At 58.9% G+C, this 18,257-nt stretch carries 17 protein-coding genes and 1 pseudogene; 6 read left to right on the top strand and 12 right to left on the bottom strand.

The window, feature by feature from the left end; genetic code table 11:
- Positions 1-105: 105 nt before the first annotated feature.
- The gene (locus ABOK31_RS09375; protein ID WP_349958722.1) at positions 106-1,941 is read left to right on the top strand and encodes an aminopeptidase P family protein; all 1,836 of its coding nucleotides are present in this window, start codon (positions 106-108) and stop codon (positions 1,939-1,941) included.
- Between the two features lie 45 nt (positions 1,942-1,986).
- On the opposite strand, the gene ABOK31_RS09370 is transcribed toward ABOK31_RS09375, so the two are convergent.
- Both ABOK31_RS09370 and ABOK31_RS09365 read right to left on the bottom strand, forming a co-directional pair.
- A complete protein-coding gene (locus ABOK31_RS09370) occupies positions 1,987-2,298 on the bottom strand; it encodes an AzlD family protein (RefSeq protein ID WP_349958721.1) in 312 nt (103 codons plus the stop codon).
- A gap of 2 nt (positions 2,299-2,300) precedes the next feature.
- The gene (locus tag ABOK31_RS09365; protein ID WP_349958719.1) at positions 2,301-3,023 is read right to left on the bottom strand and encodes an AzlC family ABC transporter permease; all 723 of its coding nucleotides are present in this window, start codon (positions 3,021-3,023) and stop codon (positions 2,301-2,303) included.
- A gap of 244 nt (positions 3,024-3,267) precedes the next feature.
- Between ABOK31_RS09365 and ABOK31_RS09360 the strand changes: the two genes are divergently transcribed.
- Complete coding sequence (locus tag ABOK31_RS09360; RefSeq protein ID WP_174179916.1) at positions 3,268-3,537, top strand: DUF2164 domain-containing protein; 270 nt, start codon at positions 3,268-3,270, stop codon at positions 3,535-3,537.
- Positions 3,538-3,549: 12 nt separating this feature from the next.
- Here the strand turns inward: ABOK31_RS09360 and ABOK31_RS09355 are convergent, their stop codons facing one another.
- From ABOK31_RS09355 to ABOK31_RS09340, 4 genes are all read right to left on the bottom strand, one after another.
- On the bottom strand, positions 3,550-4,296 hold the full coding sequence (locus ABOK31_RS09355) for an aminoglycoside phosphotransferase family protein (protein WP_349958717.1): 747 nt from the start codon (positions 4,294-4,296) through the stop codon (positions 3,550-3,552).
- A gap of 97 nt (positions 4,297-4,393) precedes the next feature.
- Positions 4,394-5,215: a 3-methyl-2-oxobutanoate hydroxymethyltransferase gene (gene panB, locus ABOK31_RS09350; protein ID WP_349958715.1), complete on the bottom strand. Its 822-nt coding sequence runs from the start codon at positions 5,213-5,215 to the stop codon at positions 4,394-4,396.
- A gap of 1 nt (position 5,216) precedes the next feature.
- Positions 5,217-6,092, bottom strand: a complete 876-nt coding sequence (panC, locus tag ABOK31_RS09345) for a pantoate--beta-alanine ligase (RefSeq protein WP_349958713.1) — start codon at positions 6,090-6,092, stop codon at positions 5,217-5,219.
- A gap of 235 nt (positions 6,093-6,327) precedes the next feature.
- Positions 6,328-7,032, bottom strand: a complete 705-nt coding sequence (locus ABOK31_RS09340) for an SDR family oxidoreductase (protein WP_349958712.1) — start codon at positions 7,030-7,032, stop codon at positions 6,328-6,330.
- Between the two features lie 124 nt (positions 7,033-7,156).
- On the opposite strand from ABOK31_RS09340, the gene gcvA reads away from it, so the two are divergent.
- A complete protein-coding gene (gene gcvA, locus ABOK31_RS09335) occupies positions 7,157-8,047 on the top strand; it encodes a transcriptional regulator GcvA (RefSeq protein ID WP_349958710.1) in 891 nt (296 codons plus the stop codon).
- Between the two features lie 157 nt (positions 8,048-8,204).
- Complete coding sequence (locus ABOK31_RS09330; protein ID WP_349958709.1) at positions 8,205-9,602, top strand: hypothetical protein; 1,398 nt, start codon at positions 8,205-8,207, stop codon at positions 9,600-9,602.
- Between the two features lie 6 nt (positions 9,603-9,608).
- Here the strand turns inward: ABOK31_RS09330 and ABOK31_RS09325 are convergent, their stop codons facing one another.
- The 4 genes from ABOK31_RS09325 to ABOK31_RS09310 all read right to left on the bottom strand — a co-directional run bounded on the left by ABOK31_RS09325 (position 9,609) and on the right by ABOK31_RS09310 (position 13,703).
- On the bottom strand, positions 9,609-10,694 hold the full coding sequence (locus ABOK31_RS09325) for a glycosyltransferase family 1 protein (protein WP_349958707.1): 1,086 nt from the start codon (positions 10,692-10,694) through the stop codon (positions 9,609-9,611).
- Between the two features lie 80 nt (positions 10,695-10,774).
- A complete protein-coding gene (pncA, locus tag ABOK31_RS09320; RefSeq protein WP_349958705.1) occupies positions 10,775-11,398 on the bottom strand; it encodes a bifunctional nicotinamidase/pyrazinamidase in 624 nt (207 codons plus the stop codon).
- Positions 11,399-11,508: 110 nt separating this feature from the next.
- On the bottom strand, positions 11,509-12,792 hold the full coding sequence (locus ABOK31_RS09315) for a sugar MFS transporter (protein WP_349958703.1): 1,284 nt from the start codon (positions 12,790-12,792) through the stop codon (positions 11,509-11,511).
- A gap of 275 nt (positions 12,793-13,067) precedes the next feature.
- A complete protein-coding gene (locus ABOK31_RS09310) occupies positions 13,068-13,703 on the bottom strand; it encodes a glutathione binding-like protein (protein WP_349958701.1) in 636 nt (211 codons plus the stop codon).
- Positions 13,704-13,852: 149 nt separating this feature from the next.
- On the opposite strand from ABOK31_RS09310, the gene ABOK31_RS09305 reads away from it, so the two are divergent.
- Positions 13,853-14,215, top strand: coding sequence for a helix-turn-helix domain-containing protein (locus tag ABOK31_RS09305; RefSeq protein ID WP_174179896.1), 363 nt, complete (start codon positions 13,853-13,855; stop codon positions 14,213-14,215).
- Here ABOK31_RS09305 and ABOK31_RS09300 read toward each other — a convergent pair.
- Positions 14,195-14,313, bottom strand: a pseudogene (locus tag ABOK31_RS09300) (GIY-YIG nuclease family protein); the annotation flags it as partial. The gene ABOK31_RS09305 and the pseudogene ABOK31_RS09300 overlap by 21 nt on opposite strands.
- Positions 14,314-14,418: 105 nt before the next feature.
- Here ABOK31_RS09300 and ABOK31_RS09295 point away from each other — a divergent pair.
- On the top strand, positions 14,419-15,489 hold the full coding sequence (locus ABOK31_RS09295) for a type I restriction endonuclease (RefSeq protein WP_174179894.1): 1,071 nt from the start codon (positions 14,419-14,421) through the stop codon (positions 15,487-15,489).
- Here the strand turns inward: ABOK31_RS09295 and ABOK31_RS09290 are convergent, their stop codons facing one another.
- Positions 15,490-17,955: a UvrD-helicase domain-containing protein gene (locus ABOK31_RS09290; protein WP_349958698.1), complete on the bottom strand. Its 2,466-nt coding sequence runs from the start codon at positions 17,953-17,955 to the stop codon at positions 15,490-15,492.
- Positions 17,956-18,257 lie beyond the last annotated feature (302 nt).

Here is an 18,257-nt window from a genome sequence, read left to right as displayed (position 1 = left end):
ATATCGTCTCAATGATCTAAAATCACATCGCACTTCCGATCATCATGCTCTAACATACTGGCACAATTCAGTTTCACGGATTCTCCACCAGTCTTGGATCAGCTCATGTTTCAGTCTTTCGACGTCACTTCCACCCCACAATTCGGTCGCGAGCGCGTCGCTGGTTTGCGTGCTGCCTTCGGTGATCTCGGCATTGACGGGTTCCTCGTGCCGCGTGCCGACGAGTATCAGGGCGAGTATGTGCCCAAATGCTCGGAACGCCTCGCATGGCTGACGGGCTTCACTGGATCGGCAGGTGTTGCGCTTGTGACACACTCTCAGGCTGTGGTTTTTGTCGATGGCCGCTATGTGACGCAGCTTGCCGAGCAGGTGGACCGCACTGTCTTTACCGGTGGCGATCTGGTGAACGAGCCGCCGCATATCTGGCTGCCGCGCCATGCAAAGGGAGGTTTCCGACTCGGCATCGATCCGTGGCTGCATACGGGTGCCGAAGTGCGCCGGCTGGAGAAGGCCTTGGCCGAGATCGACGGCAAGCTCGTATTCCTCCCGCATAATCCGCTCGACAAGCTCTGGACGGACCGCCCGGCTGAGCCGCTCGGCAGTGTCATCATTCAGGATATCGGCCAGGCCGGCGTTCTGGCCAAGGACAAGCTCGCGACCATCGCGGCTAGCCTTAAAGAGAAGAACCTCAAGGCGGTGCTGATCACCGATCCGTCTTCCGTCGCTTGGATCTTCAATATCCGCGGCAACGACGTGCCGCACACGCCGCATCCTTTGGCGCGTGCCATTATCTATGCGGAAGAGGAAGCGGCACTCTTTCTCGACAAGCGCAAGACCAAGGTCGAGGCCGAAGCCTATCTGACGCAGATCTGCAAGCAGCTGCCGCCATCCGAACTTACCAGGCGTCTGGCCGCTGCGGCAGCGAATGGCGGGCGAATCCTGGTCGATCCGGATCTCGCTTCTTATGCCTTGACCGATATCATCCGTCGCGAGGGCGGGGAGGTCGTGGAGGGAAATGACCCTGCCAAGCTGCCACGCGCCTGCAAGAATGCTGCCGAAATCAATGGCTCTGCGGCTGCTCATCTGCAGGATGGCGCCGCCATGGTCGAGTTCCTTTACTGGCTGGAGACGAGCAAGCCGGGGACGGTGACGGAAATTGCCGCAGCGGAACGGCTGGAAGCCTGCCGTGCCCGCGTTGGCGAAAGCATGCAGAACCCGCTGAAGGACATTTCCTTCGATACGATCTCCGGTGCCGGTGAGCACGCAGCCATCATGCATTACCGCGTGACGACGGCAAGCGACCGGCGGATCCAGGCTGGCGAACTGTTCCTGATCGATTCAGGCGCGCAATACATCAACGGCACGACCGACATTACACGGACCGTCGGTATCGGCGCAGTCTCCGACGATCAGAAGCGTCTCTTTACGCTGGTGCTCAAGGGGATGATCGCCATCAGCACGGCACGTTTCCCGAAGGGAACGCGCGGCTGCGATCTTGATCCGCTGGCGCGCATCGCACTCTGGAAGGCGGGCGTCGATTTCGCCCATGGTACGGGCCACGGCGTTGGTTCCTATCTGTCCGTACATGAAGGACCGCAGCGCATTGCGCGTCTCGCGGTGCAGGAACTGCTTCCTGGCATGATCCTTTCCAATGAGCCCGGCTACTATCGTCCGGGCCATTTCGGCATCCGCATCGAGAACCTGATCTATATCCGCGATCCGGAGGAGATCGAAGGCGGCGACATGCCGATGCTCGGCTTCGAAACGCTGACCTTCTGCCCCATTGACCGTAGCCTGGTGCTTGTCGAGCTGCTGACGCATGAGGAACTGCATTGGCTCAACGAATATCACGTTCGGACGCGCGAGGCGCTGATGCCGCTGATCCATGATCACGATATCAGGGCATGGCTGGAAAATGCCACGCTTGCGCTCAGCCACTGAGAAATCTGCACCCCATCCCGTCATGAAAGCGGGATGGGGTCTGTCTCAGGTACCGATGGAATGGCGCCATGTCATGACGACGATCCATCCGGCGATCAGCATATAGGTCGAAGGATAGCGTAGGCCGATTAGAAGGGCTGCGAGCATTGCCACCTTGATATCCCAGCCGCCTATGAAGAAGGCGGGCGCGACGAGGGTCGTAAGGACAGCGGCGGGCACGGCATTCAGCGCTGCTTCGACACGTGGCGGAATGCGGGTCATCTTGACGATCAGGATATAGCCGCCGATGCGCGTCAGGAAGGTCACGACGGCAGCGGCCGCGATCAGCAGGACCATGTGCGGATTGAAATCGAGCATGGTCAGACCTCGTGACTTTCGTGAGTGATGTCGGGCTTCCGGTTCGCCTTCACCGGCGGCAGTACCGCGGCAAGGGCGACGCCAGCAAGCGCACCGATGCTGACATGCCAGGGCGAACCGACGTAGCGGTAGGCGATCGCCGATGCTACGGCGCTGGCGGCAACGACCGGCAGAAAATTGTCACGCTTGCGAAAGCCCATGACGATGCCGAGGAAGTAGATCGGCAGCAGGATATCGAGGCCGATGGCTTTCGGATCGCCGATCAGGCTGCCGAGAAGCCCGCCGATCAGGCTTATCACCACCCAGGGAATATAGATCATCGCCGCAAAGCCGATGTACCAGGCGAAGGTCACCGGCTTGCCGCTTTCGTGACGCTTGATCGTCTCGGCAAATTGCGGATCGACCAGCAGGAAGAAGGTGAAGAACTTCTCCACCACGGAAAAATGCCTGATGTAGCGCGCAATCGCGGCCGAATAGAGCACGTGGCGGAAGTTCACGGCGAGGATCGACAGCACGATCAGCCAAGCCTCGACATTGTGGCCGAAAAGATCGAGCCCTACCATCTGGCTGGCGCCGGCATAGACGGTGCCGCTCATCAGGGTGAGTTCGCCGAGCGACATGCCCTGATCGCGCGCAAGCGCGCCGAAGAGGGCGCCGAATGGCGCTGCCGCAAGGCCGACGGGGATGCCGCCCTTCAAGCCGTCAAAAAATTCCGCGCGACTCATGGTCCGCTCTGTCCTTCATGGAAAATCCGGCGCGTGCGCCCAGATGCTATACTTGCAGTCCGACTCGCAGATCGAGCGAGAAATACAACCGAGATCGCCCCTTGTGCATCTGCCCCCGGACGCCGTTCAATGGCGGGAGATGTAAGCCGTGCGGGTGGAAGCAGCAATTGAATTTCCTTGATGGATCAATTGATTTCCTTGATCCAGGTCTTTGGACGCGCTTGCAAAATGGGAGATTGAGAAGATGAAGAAGATCACCTTTACGAAGGAGGAGAAGGCAGCCATGGTCGCCCGCCTTCAGCGCTATTTCGCTGACGAGCTGGACCAGACGCTCGGCACCTTGCCAGCCGAATTCCTGCTCGATTTCTTCACCGCCGAGATCGGCCCATACTATTACAATCAGGGCCTGCGGGATGCCCATGCCGCGTTGATGAGCAAGATGGAGGATTTCGGCGAGGCGATTTATCTGCTGGAGAAGGAAGAGAGCGTCCATTCCCGATCGGCGAAGCCATAAGGCTATATACGCTCAGTCCGGTGAGCTGCAGCCGGTCATCCTCATAAGGTCGTTCGCTTCATCCGAAACGCCCTCGGACAATCGCGCCGCCGCGACATAGGGAAGCCAGCCCAAAATGGCGGCACGGTTTTCATCGCCATAGGCATCCAGATAGGCCACCGCCAGGCCGTTGTCATAGGAATGTATAAGTACATAGCTCCGGCAGACATCGGCAAGGGGATCTCCGCAGCAAGCATCGAGCCAATCGATCACAGTTGCCCGCTCGAGCGATCCGAGCACATTCCAGGGATGAAAATCGCCGTGGCAAAGCCTGTTGCCATCCGGCAAGCGATGAAGCCCCGACAAGAGATGCTGCCGCTGGGCTTCGTTCAATTGCACGGCGCGCTCAATGTCACGATGCAAGCGCGATTTCAGAGCTGGAAGGCCAACCCCGCTGTGTTCATGGATTTTTCTATGCGTAGCTGCCAAAACATTCAGATGAGCTACCGCCTGCAATGGCTTTTGGGCGATCGCTTCGCCAAAGGTTCGGCCCTCGACGCGTGTCATAACCAAGCTCCAGCGACCTTCAAACTTGCCAACGCTTCGGACTCTTGGAGCATTGACTCCCAAGTTCTCCAGGATTGCGAGGGTCGCCGCTTCCCGAAAAGCCGCGGCCTTCGATGCGCCGACCTTCCATAATTTCAGGACCAGCTCGCCGTATTCATAGACCTCCGCCTCCTTGCCGGCTCCAAGGAGGCTTCCGCGTTCGCTGGATATCATCGCGCTTGCCTCGTTCTGATCGTCGCCTCCAAGGCATTCTATCGAACATTCGAGCCGAAGAGCAAAACTGGCCGCGGATAGGTTGGCAGCTACTGGGCTACTTCTTCGGCTGAAACGTATGCTCAATGGCCGGGAAAGTGCGGGCCTTCACTTCCTCGGCATAGGCTTCAGCCGCTTTCGAGATCATGGGCGCCAGCTCTGCGAAATGCTTGACGAAGCGCGGCTTGAAATCGTTGAACAGGCCGAGCATGTCGTCGGAAACGAGGATCTGCCCATCGCAGGCGGCGGACGCGCCGATGCCGATGGTGGGAATGGCAACGGCGGTGGTGATCTCGCGGGCGAGCGGTTCGACGGTGCCTTCGATCACCATGGCGAAGGCGCCGGCTTCGGAAATCGCCTTCGCATCGCGCCGGATCTTGTCGGCTTCCTTCTCCGAGCGACCAAGCGAACGATAGCCGCCGGTCGTATTTACCTGCTGCGGCATCAGTCCGACATGGCCGAACACCGGAATGCCGCGGGAGGTCAGGAAGGAAACGGTTTCCGCCATTTCCTCACCGCCTTCCAACTTCACGCCATCGCAGCCGGTTTCCTTCAGGATGCGTGCGGCGTTGCGGAAGGCTTGTTCCTTCGATTCCTGATAGGAGCCGAAGGGGAGATCGACGATGACGCAGGCATGTTTCGCACCGCGCATCACGGCCTGGCCATGCGCGATCATCATCTCCATCGTGACGCCGACGGTCGTTTCCATTCCATAGAGCACCATGCCGAGGGAATCACCGACCAGGAGCAGATCGCAATGTGGATCGAGCAGGCGGGCGATCGGCGTCGTATAGGCCGTCAGGCTGACGATCGGGCGCGTGCCTTTCATCGCCTCGACGGCGGCAGGCGTCGTGCGCTTGCTGTGTCCAACGGTGCTCATCTCAGGCGGTCCTTTCGTTGGCGGACGGTCTGCGCCCGATGACGCGATTGTCGAGCAGGCGGGTGACGCCAATGCGGACGAACAACGCAATGAGGATTGGCTGCCCCTGCAGTTTGGTCAGCGGCTCCAGCGTTTCGGGATGGCGAACGGCGGCGACTTCCACGGTCGCGAGCGGTTCCTTGCCGATGAAGGCGTGTAGTGCTTCTTCGAGTATGGCCGGGTCATCCGCGCCGAGATCGTAGAGCCGTTCGGCTTCCGCCAGCGCCTTGGGGACGATGACGGCAGCGGCGCGTTCTTCCTTCGAAAGATAGACGTTGCGCGAGGAGAGTGCCAAGCCATCGATGTCGCGGACGGTCGACACAGGCACGACACGAACAGGCTGTGCGAGATCCTCGACCATACGGCGGATGATCGCCACCTGCTGATAGTCCTTTTCGCCGAAATAGGCGTTGTCGGGCTGGGCGATGTTGAAAAGCTTGGTGACGACGGTGGCGACGCCGGAGAAATGGCCGGGGCGAACAGCACCCTCCAGCTCCGCGCCGAGCTTTGGCACGTCCACAACGGTTTCCATCGGACGCGGATACATATCTGTGACGCGGGGTGCGAAGAGAAAGTCGACGCCGGCATCACGCAGCATGGCGCTGTCCCGCTTAAGATCGCGCGGATATTTGGCGAGGTCCTCGTTGGCGCCGAATTGCAGCGGATTGACGAAGATGGAGGTGACGACGATATCGTTCTCGGCCTTGGCACGGGAAACGAGTTCCATATGGCCGGCATGCAGATAGCCCATGGTGGGAACGAGGCCGATTGTTCTGTCGGCTTTGCGGTGCTCGCCAAGCCGTTCGCGCAGTGCCGCTATCGTGTTGATGACATCCATCGTGGCACTCCTCCCCAGGCAATGCCGCCTTACACTGCCCGTTCCATCCCTTGAATTTTGCGGGCTCTTCTAACGTGTGCAGTGCAAAAAGGCAATTCAAGGGAATGCGGCGCCGGCGGGGAGGATGCGGCATGTGAGACCATTGAGGAAAGGCGTCGTTGCCGCGGTCTCGTGGGAAAACCGCTCCCCGGAACATCATCCGAGGGAGCGGAAATGGTGCAACTGCGCCGGAAAATCAGACCGAGCGGGTCAAGCCGCCATCGACCTTGAGGTTCTGGCCGGTGATGTAGCCGGCCCCGTCGGAGGCGAGGAAGGCGATAGTGGCGGCGATCTCGGCGCTGGTGCCGTAGCGCTGCATCGGGACACTGTCGCGGCGCGCTTCGGTTGCCGGCAGGCTGTCGATCCAGCCGGGCAGCACGTTGTTCATGCGTATGTTGTCGGCGGCATAGGTGTCGGCAAAGATCTTGGTATAGGAGGCAAGGCCTGCCCGGAAGACTGCCGATGTCGGGAACATTGCTGACGGCTCGAATGCCCATGCCGTGGAGATGTTGATGATCGCGCCGGATTTCTGCTTTTGCATGATGGGGGCGATGAGGCGTGTCGGACGAACGACGTTCATCAGATAGACGTCGAGGCCGGTGTGCCATTGCTCGTCGGTGATCTCCAGGATCGGCGCACGCGGACCGTGGCCCGCGCTGTTGACGAGCACATCGATCCGCCCCCACTTTTGCATTGTTGCATCGGCCAGGCGCTTGAGATCGTCATTCGACTGATTGGAGCCGGTAATGCCGATGCCGCCAAGCTCTTGAGCAAGAGCCTCACCCTTTCCGGAGGAGGAGAGGATAGCGACTTGGAAGCCATCGGCCGCAAGACGCCTGGCGCTTTCGGCGCCCATGCCGCTGCCGCCTGCCGTGATAACCGCCACTTTTTCTATCGACATGTGTGCTTCCTCCTTCATCTTGTTCCGCTGGAACTGATTGCCTCGAAATCATCGATGAAATATCATCATCTCTGCGCGAGAGCGAAACAGTTAAACTCCTGTCCGCCAGTAGAAAAACTATCGCATGAATGGTTCGCCCGGTAAACTTCCCTCTCTGAACGGCCTGAAGGCATTCGAGGCGGCTGCGCGCCATCGCAGCTTTAGACTGGCGGCCGAGGAGCTCGGGGTTACGCAGGGCGCCGTCGCGCAGCAGGTTCGCGGGCTGGAGGCCGAACTCGGCGTAAAGCTGTTCGAGCGGATGCCGCGAAGTTTGGTGCTGACGGGCGAGGGGCGAGGCTATATCGCCGATATCAGGCGTGCCTTTGAAATCATTGCCCAGGCAACGGGCGATCTCAGGCCGCAACCCGTCAGGCTCACCATCAGTACCACGCCGACATTCGCTTCGAAATGGCTGATTCCGCGCCTGCCGGATTTTACGGCTCGTCATCCCGATCTCGATCTTCATATCCTTGCAACGGAACGCATGTCGGGCTTTCAGGCGGATGGGGTGGATCTGGCCGTACGCTATGGGCGGCCACCCTTCGGGCCGGGTTTGGCGACCGAATTGCTCTTCGAGCAAGAGATCATTGCAGTTTGCAGCCCGGTGCTGCTGCAGGACCGAACACCGCCAAGGACGGCGGAGGAGCTTGCCGACTACGCACTCCTTCACGACGCTCATAATTCCTGGCCCGAATTCATCGACAGGCATTTTGGGCGAGCAGCACAGGCTTCCTACAAGGGGATCAGCTTCAACCAGACATCGCATGCGATCGAGGCGGCCATCGCGGGTCAGGGCATTGTCCTTGCCAACCGCGATTTCGTGGCGCGAGACATGATGGAAGGGCGCCTGACGCAGGTCATCGAGGGATCGCTGAGCGGTCCATCCGACTTCTATCTCGTCTGGCCCCGCTATCGCAAATCCACAGCCCTTGAGACCGTCATTGCCTGGATGAGCGCAGAGGCGAACAGAAAATAGCGTTACCGCTGGTTTGATGTTGCCGATCGAGCAGATTTTCCGGGAGTGAAAACCCGCCCGGCTTCTGAAGCGGTCCGTAGCGCGCGAGTGCGTCAAATGCGGCAATTGCTCCTGCGGGATTAGCGCTTTCCTCAATCTTTTGCTGTTAGCTGCAGCCATGGCAAAGATCGTGGCATTGGCTGCATATTTCTATCAGGCGGCGGTAGCTTTCGGGCTGCTGATCGCGGTTGCGCATCTGCTGGCCCCGGCGGACTATGCGGCCTATTCGCTGTTCATCTCGATCAGCCAGTTTGCGGCGATCTTCTGCTTCGAATGGGTTCGCTTTGCGTGTAGCCGCTTTTATCCGGGGCAGGGGCCAGGAAGCGAAGCCCTTGAGCGCAAGGCGCTGACGGTGGAATTTGCAGCGTGCTCAGCGATCTGCCTGATAGCAGCCTCTGCTTCGATCTTTTTTTCGGTCTCGGCAGAGATTGCCGTGCTTGGCGGGCTGGTTGCGATCTTCCAGGGCGGCAGCGACCTGCATCTGACCATGCTGCGTTTCCGCCAGGAGTTTCGTGTCTTCTCGCGGCTGCAGGGCTCGCGCGCCACGATTCTGGCAATCGGCACGCTTGCGGGTGCCGCCATTGCTCCGACTTTTACATATACCGTCATCGGTCTGTTAGCCGGCTATCTTGTCTACGGGCTCCTTGCCGCATTTCTGACCCGTAACGGTCTTCACGAGGCGGCTTCCTTCGAGAAGTCACTGGTACGCAAGCATTTCGTCTATGGCAGCGTTGCCGCGAGCGCCTCCGTTATCGGTATGCTCTCGCCTTTGGGATTGAAATCGATCCTCACGGCGACGTTGGGAGCGGGCGGTGCCGCCGGTGCACTTCTGGCGCTTGATCTGCTGCAGAGACCCTTCGTCCTGATCGTCTCTGCCCTGCAGGCCATTCAATATCCCGATGTCGTCACGACCTATGATCGCGATGGCCGGACGCCTGCCTTTGCCAAGCAGCTTGGGCAATATTATTCGCTGCTGACCGGTCTGACGCTGATGACCGCCGCCGGCGTTTTCGCGCTGCTGCAGCCTGTCGGGCAATTGGTCATCGCCGCCGGTTTGCGTAACGAGTTTCTTGCCGTCGCCCCCTTTGTCATCGGTCTTGCGACATGCCGTGCGCTGACGGCCAACATGATGCCCACTCCTGCGCATCTGCAGCACAGGCTGCTGACGATCTTCCTGCTCGCTGCGCTGGATTGCGTGCTGCTGAATGCGGGCACGCTCATCGGCGGCTATCTAGGCTCTTTCAATGATGCCGCCCTCATGGCCGGCGGCATGATCGGCGCGCTGTGCGCCATGACGATCGGTGTGAAGGTCATGATGTCCCTTGCCTTCGATTTCGTCTGGCCGCCCGTCGTCCTGTCGGCCATCGGACTGGCTCTGCCAGTGCTGGCGACGGGCGGTTTCGGCTATTCGCTCTGGATCTCGGTGGCGGTCGGCGTTGTCGGCGGCGCGCTTTTCTGTCTGCTCGGCCTCTATAGCTATCTCGTCACGATGTTCCGGTCGCAGCCCCGGTCCTGAAATCTCCTAGAGATCTTCCAGAATGGACAGGACGCGATCGGCACTGCCGTCCCAGGAGAAACGCGTGACGTTCTCATGGCCGCGTCGGCGCAGATCCTGGCGCAGTGCCTCGTCCGTGGCGATCCTTCGCATCGCGGAAACGAGCTCGTCCTGCCGGAAGGGGTCGAAGTAGAGCGCGGCATCGCCCGATGCTTCGCGTACGGCAGGAATATCGGCTGCAAGTACCGGGCAACCCTGTGTCATCGCTTCCAGGGGCGGGATGCCGAAGCCTTCGTAGAGGCTCGGGAAAACGAAAGCCGTGGCATGGCGCTCCAGGGCGGCGATTTCCGCGTCGGTGAGCCGGCCGGGAAAGAGCAGCGTGTCATTCGATTGCTGGTTGTCCGATTTGAAGACGGTCGGTGCGGAGCCGCCGACGACCACGAGCTTCTGATTGTCATCCTTGAGCGCCTCGAAGGCGCGGATGGCGAAATCGAGATTCTTGTTCGGCTTCATCGTCCCGACGAGCAGGAAGAAGCCGTTCGTTTTCAAGCCAAGCCGCTGCATGACGGCCTCATCCGGCTCGATGGCGGCGTAATGATCGACGGCATTGTAGACGATGTCGATGCCGGCCGTGGGAACCCGGAACACCGAGGCGAGCTCCTGCCGCGAGAATTCGGAGACAGTACCGATCTTTGCGGTGCGCGTCAGCACCGTACCAAGCGCACCATGCAGCAGGCGGTAGCTGCGCTTGAAGGATTGCGGGTGGCGGAAGATCGTTACGTCATGGATAACGACGGCCTGGCGGCGGTGCAGGAGCGGGCCGCTGCCGCCAAAGCCGATGAGCCGGCTGCCGCGCGAGCGGGACAGCAGGGATGTCTGTTCCCAGACATGACCAGGGCCGGAACCGAAGCTATCAATCTCTATGGCGGAGAGCCTTATATCGATGGGCGTATTGCGCGGCACGGCCAGACGCCAGCGTGCGCCCTTCAGCGCAGCGGGCAAGGCGCCTGAGGAGATCTTGCGGTCGAGCGCCAGCGTCAGTTCGCGCGCGAAGCGCTGCACGCCGGACAAGGGCTGGCTGAGGAAACGCCCGTTGATGACAATCGACTGCACGCTAAGGTCCCGATATCTCATTAATCGGGAACAGCTTGCATCATTTTGTTTAGAGAAGGTTTAGCCGGGCTCGCGCGATTTTACGCAAGTGCATCCTGGCTGCTGATCACCGCGACACCACGGGCTCGCATGTCGTCGATTGCCACAGCGACACCGGCAGGATCGATGCCGCGGCTTGCATCCTCGATAAAGCGGACGGTGGCATCGGGTAGCATTTCGATGGCGTCGAGCGCGGAGAACTTCACGCAATAATCCGTTGCCAGCCCGCACAGATCGAGTTCGGTGACACCCTTGTCGCGCAGATAAGCCGCCAGCCCGGTAAGGGCTGCCTGGTCATTGTCACGGAAGGCGGAATAGCTATCGACCGCGGGGTTCTGGCCCTTCTGCTGGATGAAATCGACGGCATCGAGATGAAGGGCAGGGTGGAACTCGGCATCTTTGCTGTTCTGGACGCAGTGGTCGGGCCACATCATCTGCGGCTTGCCAGAGAGCGTGCCCATTTCGAAGGGCTTCTTGCCGGAATGAGAAGAGGCGAAGCTGCCGTGGCCGGCCGGATGCCAGTCCTGCGAGGCGACGATCAGATCGTATCTGCCGCTGTCGATGAGCTTGTTGGCGACAGGCACCACCTGATCTCCATCCGGTACAGGCAGGTTTCCGCCGGGGCAGAAGCCGTTCTGGATATCGATGAGCAGCAGCGCTTTCATGAGGCCTGTCCTTCCGTTTTGTTGCGCCGCACGATGCCAAGCCGCGCGCTTCGGATCAAGCCCTTTGCGCCCCGCCGAGGAAGGCGGCGAGGCGCGATGGTTGGCAAAGGCTACGCAGGCTTGTGGCCCTTGAGGCCATAGAAGGCGATGTAGACGTAGCAGATGATCGGCATCAGGAAGGCAAGGTGAATGCCGATCGTATCGGCAAGACCGCCTTGGATGACCGGCAGGATGGCGCCGCCGACGATGGCGAGGCACAGGATGCCCGAGCCCTGGCTCGTATATTTGCCGAGGCCGTGCAGCGCCAGGCTGAAGATCGTCGGGAACATGATCGAGTTGAACAGGCCGATCGCCAGTACGGACCACATGGCGACATGGCCTGTTGTCAGCACGGTGGTGACCAGCAGCACGATGACCGCAGCGGCATTGAAGGCGAGCGCCTTGCCATCATCGATATGGCGCATGATTGCCGAACCGACGAAACGGCCGATCATGGCGCCGCCCCAGAAATAGGAGACGTAGTGGGCGGCATCGGCCTCGGAGAGATGGGCGATATCGGGCTGGCTCAGGAAGTTCACCAGGAAGCTGCCGACGCTGACTTCGGCGCCGACATAAAGAAAGATGCCGACAGCGCCGAGCACGAGATGGCGATACTGCCAGGCAGAGCCGCCGCCGCGCATAGGCTCGACGGTTTCCTCATCTTCGACTTCGGGAAGCTTCAGCGCCGCAAAGACGGCAGCAAGCACCAGAAAGGCCGCGGCGAGAAGCAAATAGGGGAACTTCACGGCGCCGGCTTCGGCAAGCCTGATGGCGTCGAGCTGTTCTGGCGTCGCGTTGGCGGCCGCAACAGTCGCGGCGGACAGGATCAGCATGGCGCCGAAGTAGGGTGCGATCGTCGTGCCGAGAGAGTTGAAGGCCTGCGTCAGGTTCAGGCGGCTTGCCGCCGTATCCGGCGGTCCCAACACGGTGACATAGGGGTTGGCGGCGACCTGCAGGATCGTGATGCCGGTGGCGAGCACGAAGAGTGCGCCCAGGAAAAGCGCGTAAACACGGTAGCTGGCGGCCGGGATGAACAGGGCGCAGCCGACGGCTGCGATCGCGAGGCCGACGACGATGCCCCACTTATAGGTGATGCGCTTGACGAGTGCCCCGGCGGGCAGCGATACGATGAAGTATGCGCCGAAGAAGCAGAGCTGGATGAGCATCGCTTGGGTGTAATTGAGCTGAAAGACGCTCTTCAGGTGCGGGACCAGAATGTCGTTCAGGCAAGTAATGAAGCCCCACATGAAAAAGAGTGAGGTGAGTGCGATAAGCGCGAATTGGTAATTGCCCTGGCCATGGCGTGCGGACGCACGGGCGCTGGTGGGCGCAGAGCTTGTTGCTGAGCCAGCCACTTTTTTTATCCTCGGTTCTTGTTGTTGCCAGGCTTCGAGATTCGACCCGGGCGAAAAGCCCGAACGGGCCGGAAGAAGGACTGGCAGCGGCTTGCCGAAATGCCCGCGGGAAACGCGGGACTCCGAAGCCGCTTAAATCGATATAATCGATTAGGCTCATATTGGTAGCATGCTAGAGATGCAGATTCTGCAATGCTGCAATGCGGGAAGCTTGATCTCCTGAAAGGCAATCAGGCTCCCTGGCCGGATAGGTGTTGATGGAGAGCATTTCTCCATCAATCGAAAGCCAATCCCTCTTCATGGATGGATTTCCGCACGGCATCCCGTCGCCTCATGCGGGCATACCAGGCTTCGAGATTATGCAATTCATCGAAATGGATGCCGGCCTTGTAGTAGGATTTGAGCCACGGCGCCTGGCCCCAGCCCGTCAGCGCAAACAGATAGGCGTCGGCAACCGTGAAACCGTCACCCATCAGGAAGGGGCGATCGGCGAGCTGCGTGTCGATCCATTGATAACGCTTTTCAAGCTTCGGCCTTGCCGTCTCGACGTAGTTTCCTGCAAGCCGTGCATAGAGAAGCGGGATGAAGCCCTTGTGGATTTCCGTCGACAGGAAGCCGAGCATTTCCTGCAGCTTGTAGCGCTCCATGGTGCCGGCGGCAGGCGCCAATCCGGCCTCGGGTTTCAGGTCTGCTAGATATTGGACGATCGCCGGTCCTTCGCGCAGGCGATTGCCGTCGGCGAGTTCGAGAAGGGGGACATAGCCGTGTGGATTGACGCCATAGAAATCCAGTCCCGTCTCGGTCTTGTGGCTGGTGTGATCGACCTTGATCAGTTCCACGTCCAAGCCGAGTTCGTTGATGACGATATGCGGCGAGAGCGAGCAGCTGGCGGGCATATAGTAAAGTTTCACTTGGGATCTCCATGGTGTTTTCTTATGCCGGCTTCTCCTTGGAAGCTGGCTGCCGAACCATGTAGTCCACTTGGTATAGAATCGTAAGAACGGAAAAATTTGACATCTAGGTACAAAAATTATACCGGCTGAAGCATGAGGTGCGCAGGATGAAGAAGACAGTGACTGGCTGCTCCGTCGAGGAGGCTATGCATTTGCTGGGTGGCCGCTGGCGGCTGCTGATCGTTTCCTATCTGGTCGACGGGCCGCAGCGCTTCAACGAACTGCGGCGGCTGATGCCGGGGATCTCGCAGCGAATGTTGACGCTCGACCTGCGCGCGCTGGAGGAGGCAGGTCTTATCAGGCGCACGGTCTATCCGACGGTTCCCGTGAAGGTCGAATATTCGCTGACGGAAGATGGGAGCCGCCTGGAGAAGGTGGTGGCCGTGGTCAAGGAATTCGGGCTATGGTTGAAGGATCGGGATGCGCAGATGATCGAAGAGCGTGAGGTTTCACCAGAGCTCGTAGTATAAATCGCGCCAATCGGGATTTGTCTTTTCGATCAGTTCGATCTTTCACTGTCGATACCAGCGTTTCCAGCATTTTCCCGCTGCATTGGCCCTCCAATCCGCGCGAGTCGGAAAAGCTAAACTCAATCAAAAATATGCACTCGCATCGATTGCATCCGGCGACGAATATAATATTGTTTGCTTGGGGATCGATTTGGGGGCCAATTATGTCGTTCAAGGAACAAGTTGCTGAACTATCGAAGCGTGCAATTGCTGCGCAAAATATTGCTCTTACTGAAGAGGCGACAAAGAACGCGCTTGTTATGCCATTTTTGCGTACTCTTGGTTTTGATGTTTTTGATCCAACGCAGATTGTGCCTGAGTTTACAGCTGATGTCGGTTTGAAGAAGGGAGAGAAAGTCGATTATGCTGTCAAAATAAACGACAGGATCGAATTTATTCTGGAGGCAAAGGCTGTCAGTGCGAATCTTTCGCAGGCCCAATACAGTCAACTTTATCGGTATTTTTCGACCACTGATTGCTCAATTGCGATTTTGACAAACGGCATACAAATCTGGTTTTTTACCGATCTTGATGCACCGAACAAGCTTGATAGCAACCCGTTCTTTAAGTTCGATCTTTTCGATTACGATGACAATGATCTGAAAGAGTTAGAAAAATTTCATAAAGAAAAATTTTCTATTGAAGATATCAAGAGTTCAGCCAGCACGTTAAAGCGAATGAAGGCGACAATCAGCTGTATAGAAGCGCAGTTTAATGACCCTGATGACGAATTCGTGCGGCTCATCTCCAAGGAAATACATGATGGCAAGCTGACAGCAGCTGTTGTTGCTGAGTTCAAGCCGATAATCAAGCGTGCCTTTGAAGATCTTGTTCGTCAAAAAATCCAAAGGAAATTGAGTGCAGCATTCAATGAGAACGTGAATATCCCGACGATAAAGGACGTAGATTCAGTCACCCAAATCAACGACGATGGTGATGGCATTGAAACGACTCAAGAGGAGATTGACGGGTTTAATATAGTGCGAGCGATCGGAGCGGAGTTTGCAGATGTCTCGCGAATTGTGATGCGCGATCAGAAATCTTACTGCGGCATTAATTTCGATGACAATAATCGTAAGCCAATTGTCAGATTGCACTTTAACTCGAAGACGAAGTTTCTAACGATCTTCGATGCAGAAAAAGCTGGGTCTCGATTCGACATAACGCAGACTGCGGATATCTTTAAAGCTAAAGCGCAAATTCAAGCTGTCATCCAGTCGTACGTCGGTTCCTAATCACGCCTTCTCCACAAACCCGTCCAGCACGCGTTTCTGCCCGGCGCGGTCGAATTCGATCGTCAGCTTGTTGCCTTCGATCTCGGAAACATTGCCGTTGCCGAACTTGATGTGGAAGACGCGGTCGCCGACCATGAATTTGGAGGGTTCGGCGGAGGTCGATTTGGCCACCAGCTCGCCGTCGATGGTGCGCACCTTCGGACCGCTCTCGCCGTAGCCGATGCGTTCGACGGCGTGGCCGGAGCGGCTGCCCCAGTTGTCGCGGGTCGCATCGTTGCGGTTCGCTTGCGCGCGCTTCCAGCCTGGCGTGGAGTAGGAATTGGCGAAGGGATCGGCCTTGTCGAAGCGTGACTGGCCGTAGCCGCCGCGGCCATACCCGCCATAGGACTGCTCGACTTCCGCGACCTGAACATGTGTTTCCGGCAATTCATCGAGGAAGCGGGAAGGGATTGTTGACTGCCAGAGGCCGTGGATGCGGCGGTTGGAGACGAACCAGATGTGGCAGCGGCGCTTGGCGCGGGTGATGCCGACATAGGCGAGGCGGCGCTCTTCCTCAAGACCGGCGCGGCCGCTCTCGTCGAGCGAGCGCTGATGCGGAAACAGGCCTTCCTCCCAGCCGGGCAGGAACACCGTGTCGAATTCCAGGCCCTTGGCGGAGTGCAGCGTCATGATCGAGACGGCATCGAGATTTTCGTTCTGCTCGGCGTCCATCACCAGCGAAACATGTTCGAGAAAGCCGCGCATGGATTCGAAACTATCCATCGAGCGGATGAGTTCCTTCAGGTTTTCCAGACGTCCCGGCGCTTCCGCCGATTTGTCGTTTTTCCACATGTCCGTATAGCCAGACTCTTCGAGGATCTGCTCGGCAAGTTCGGTATGAGGCGTATTTTCGAGCAGTCCCTGCCAGCGGCGGAAGGACTGTACGACATCGAACAGCGCCTTGCGCGCCTTCGGCTTCATCTCGTCCGTCTCGATGATATCGGCCGCCGCCGCCAGCATCGGGATGTCGCGCGCGCGGGCATAATCATGCAGTGTGCGCACGGTGGTATCGCCGAGACCGCGCTTTGGCGTATTGACGATGCGCTCGAAAGCCAGATCGTCTGCCGGCTGGCAGACGAGGCGGAAATAGGCCATGGCGTCGCGGATTTCGAGGCGCTCGTAGAAGCGCGGGCCGCCGACGACGCGGTAGTTCAGGCCGAGCGTGACAAAACGATCTTCGAACTCGCGCATCTGGAAAGAGGCGCGCACGAGGATCGAGATGTCGTTGAGATTATGCTTATTGCGCTGCAGCTGCTCGATCTCTTCGCCGATGGCGCGCGCTTCCTCCTCGGAATCCCAGGAGGCGTGCACCTGCACCTTGATGTCGTCGGGATCGGAGCGGTCGGTGAACAGCGTCTTGCCGAGCCGGCCCTCATTATGGGCGATCAGGTGTGCTGCGGCACCGAGAATATGTTCGGTGGAACGATAGTTGCGCTCGAGCTTGATGACCTTGGCGCCGGGAAAATCCTTCTCGAAGCGCAGGATGTTGTCCACCTCGGCGCCGCGCCAGCCATAGATCGACTGGTCGTCGTCGCCGACGCAACAGACATTCTGCGGCTCACCCTTCTGCCGCTGCGCCAGCAGGCGCAGCCACATATATTGCGCCGTGTTGGTGTCCTGATACTCGTCGACGAGGATGTAGCGGAAGCGCTGGTGGTAATCCTTGAGAATATCAGGATTCTGCCGGAACATATTGATCGGATGCAGCAGGAGATCGCCGAAGTCGCAGGCGTTCAGCGTCTTCAGGCGGTTCTGGTAGGCGGCATAAAGCTCGCGGCCCTTACCGTTGGCAAAGGCGCGTGCGTCGCCTTCCGGAATATCGGCTGGGCTGAGGCCCTTGTTCTTCCAAGTATCAATCATGCCGGCAAACTGCTTAGCCGGCCAGCGCTTGTCGTCGAGCCCTTCTGCCTGGATCAGCTGCTTGATCAGGCGAATGACATCGTCTGTGTCGAGAATGGTGAAGCTGGAGGAGAGGCCGACCAGTTCGGCATGGCGGCGCAACAGCTTGACGCCGATCGAGTGGAACGTGCCGAGCCAGGGCATGCCTTCGACCGCACCGCCGACCAGCAGCGCGATGCGCTCCTTCATCTCGCGCGCCGCCTTGTTGGTGAAGGTCACGGCGAGGATCTGGCTGGGAAAGGCGCGATTGGTGGAGAGGATATGGGCGATGCGGGTGGTCAGCACGCGCGTCTTACCGGTGCCGGCGCCCGCAAGCACCAGAACGGGGCCATCGAGCGTTTCCACGGCTTCTGCCTGCTCGGCATTGAGGCCCGAGAGATAGTCTGGCCGGCGGCCGCTGTCGCGTGCTGCCATGGCGCGGGCCGCGATACCGCCGCCGATGCTGCCGGAAGCCGGCGCAGAACGGCGCGGCGCCGTGTGCTCCGGCTCCTCGTCAAAGAAGGGAATGTCGTCATGTCCAATGGTCATGTGGCCCAATGTAATGATTCTACCCCGAAAGGCAAAAGAAACGGGCCGAAACTAGAACAAAAAGTGCACATTCACAGGGCGTGATGCGCGATCAGGGGCTGTTTTTCATATTGGAACGGATCGGTTCATGCGCCGGTAAAACGTCTCGTTGTCCACGCCAAGATTACAACTTTGTCATAATCTGTGGCGAAACTTGCTGCATATGTACAAAAACACGATATTGCAGCAAATCGGGCACAATCTTGCGTTATAGAGCCGCCTGATCCGAGATTGGCCCCGGTTAAGTGCGCTGGGTGAGGGGC

Source organism: Rhizobium sp. ZPR4 (genome assembly GCF_040215725.1).
GTDB classification, from domain to species: Bacteria; Pseudomonadota; Alphaproteobacteria; order Rhizobiales; family Rhizobiaceae; genus Rhizobium; species Rhizobium rhizogenes_D.
Note: the sequence above shows the minus strand (reverse complement) of the source record. Positions and strands in the feature narration are given on the sequence as shown.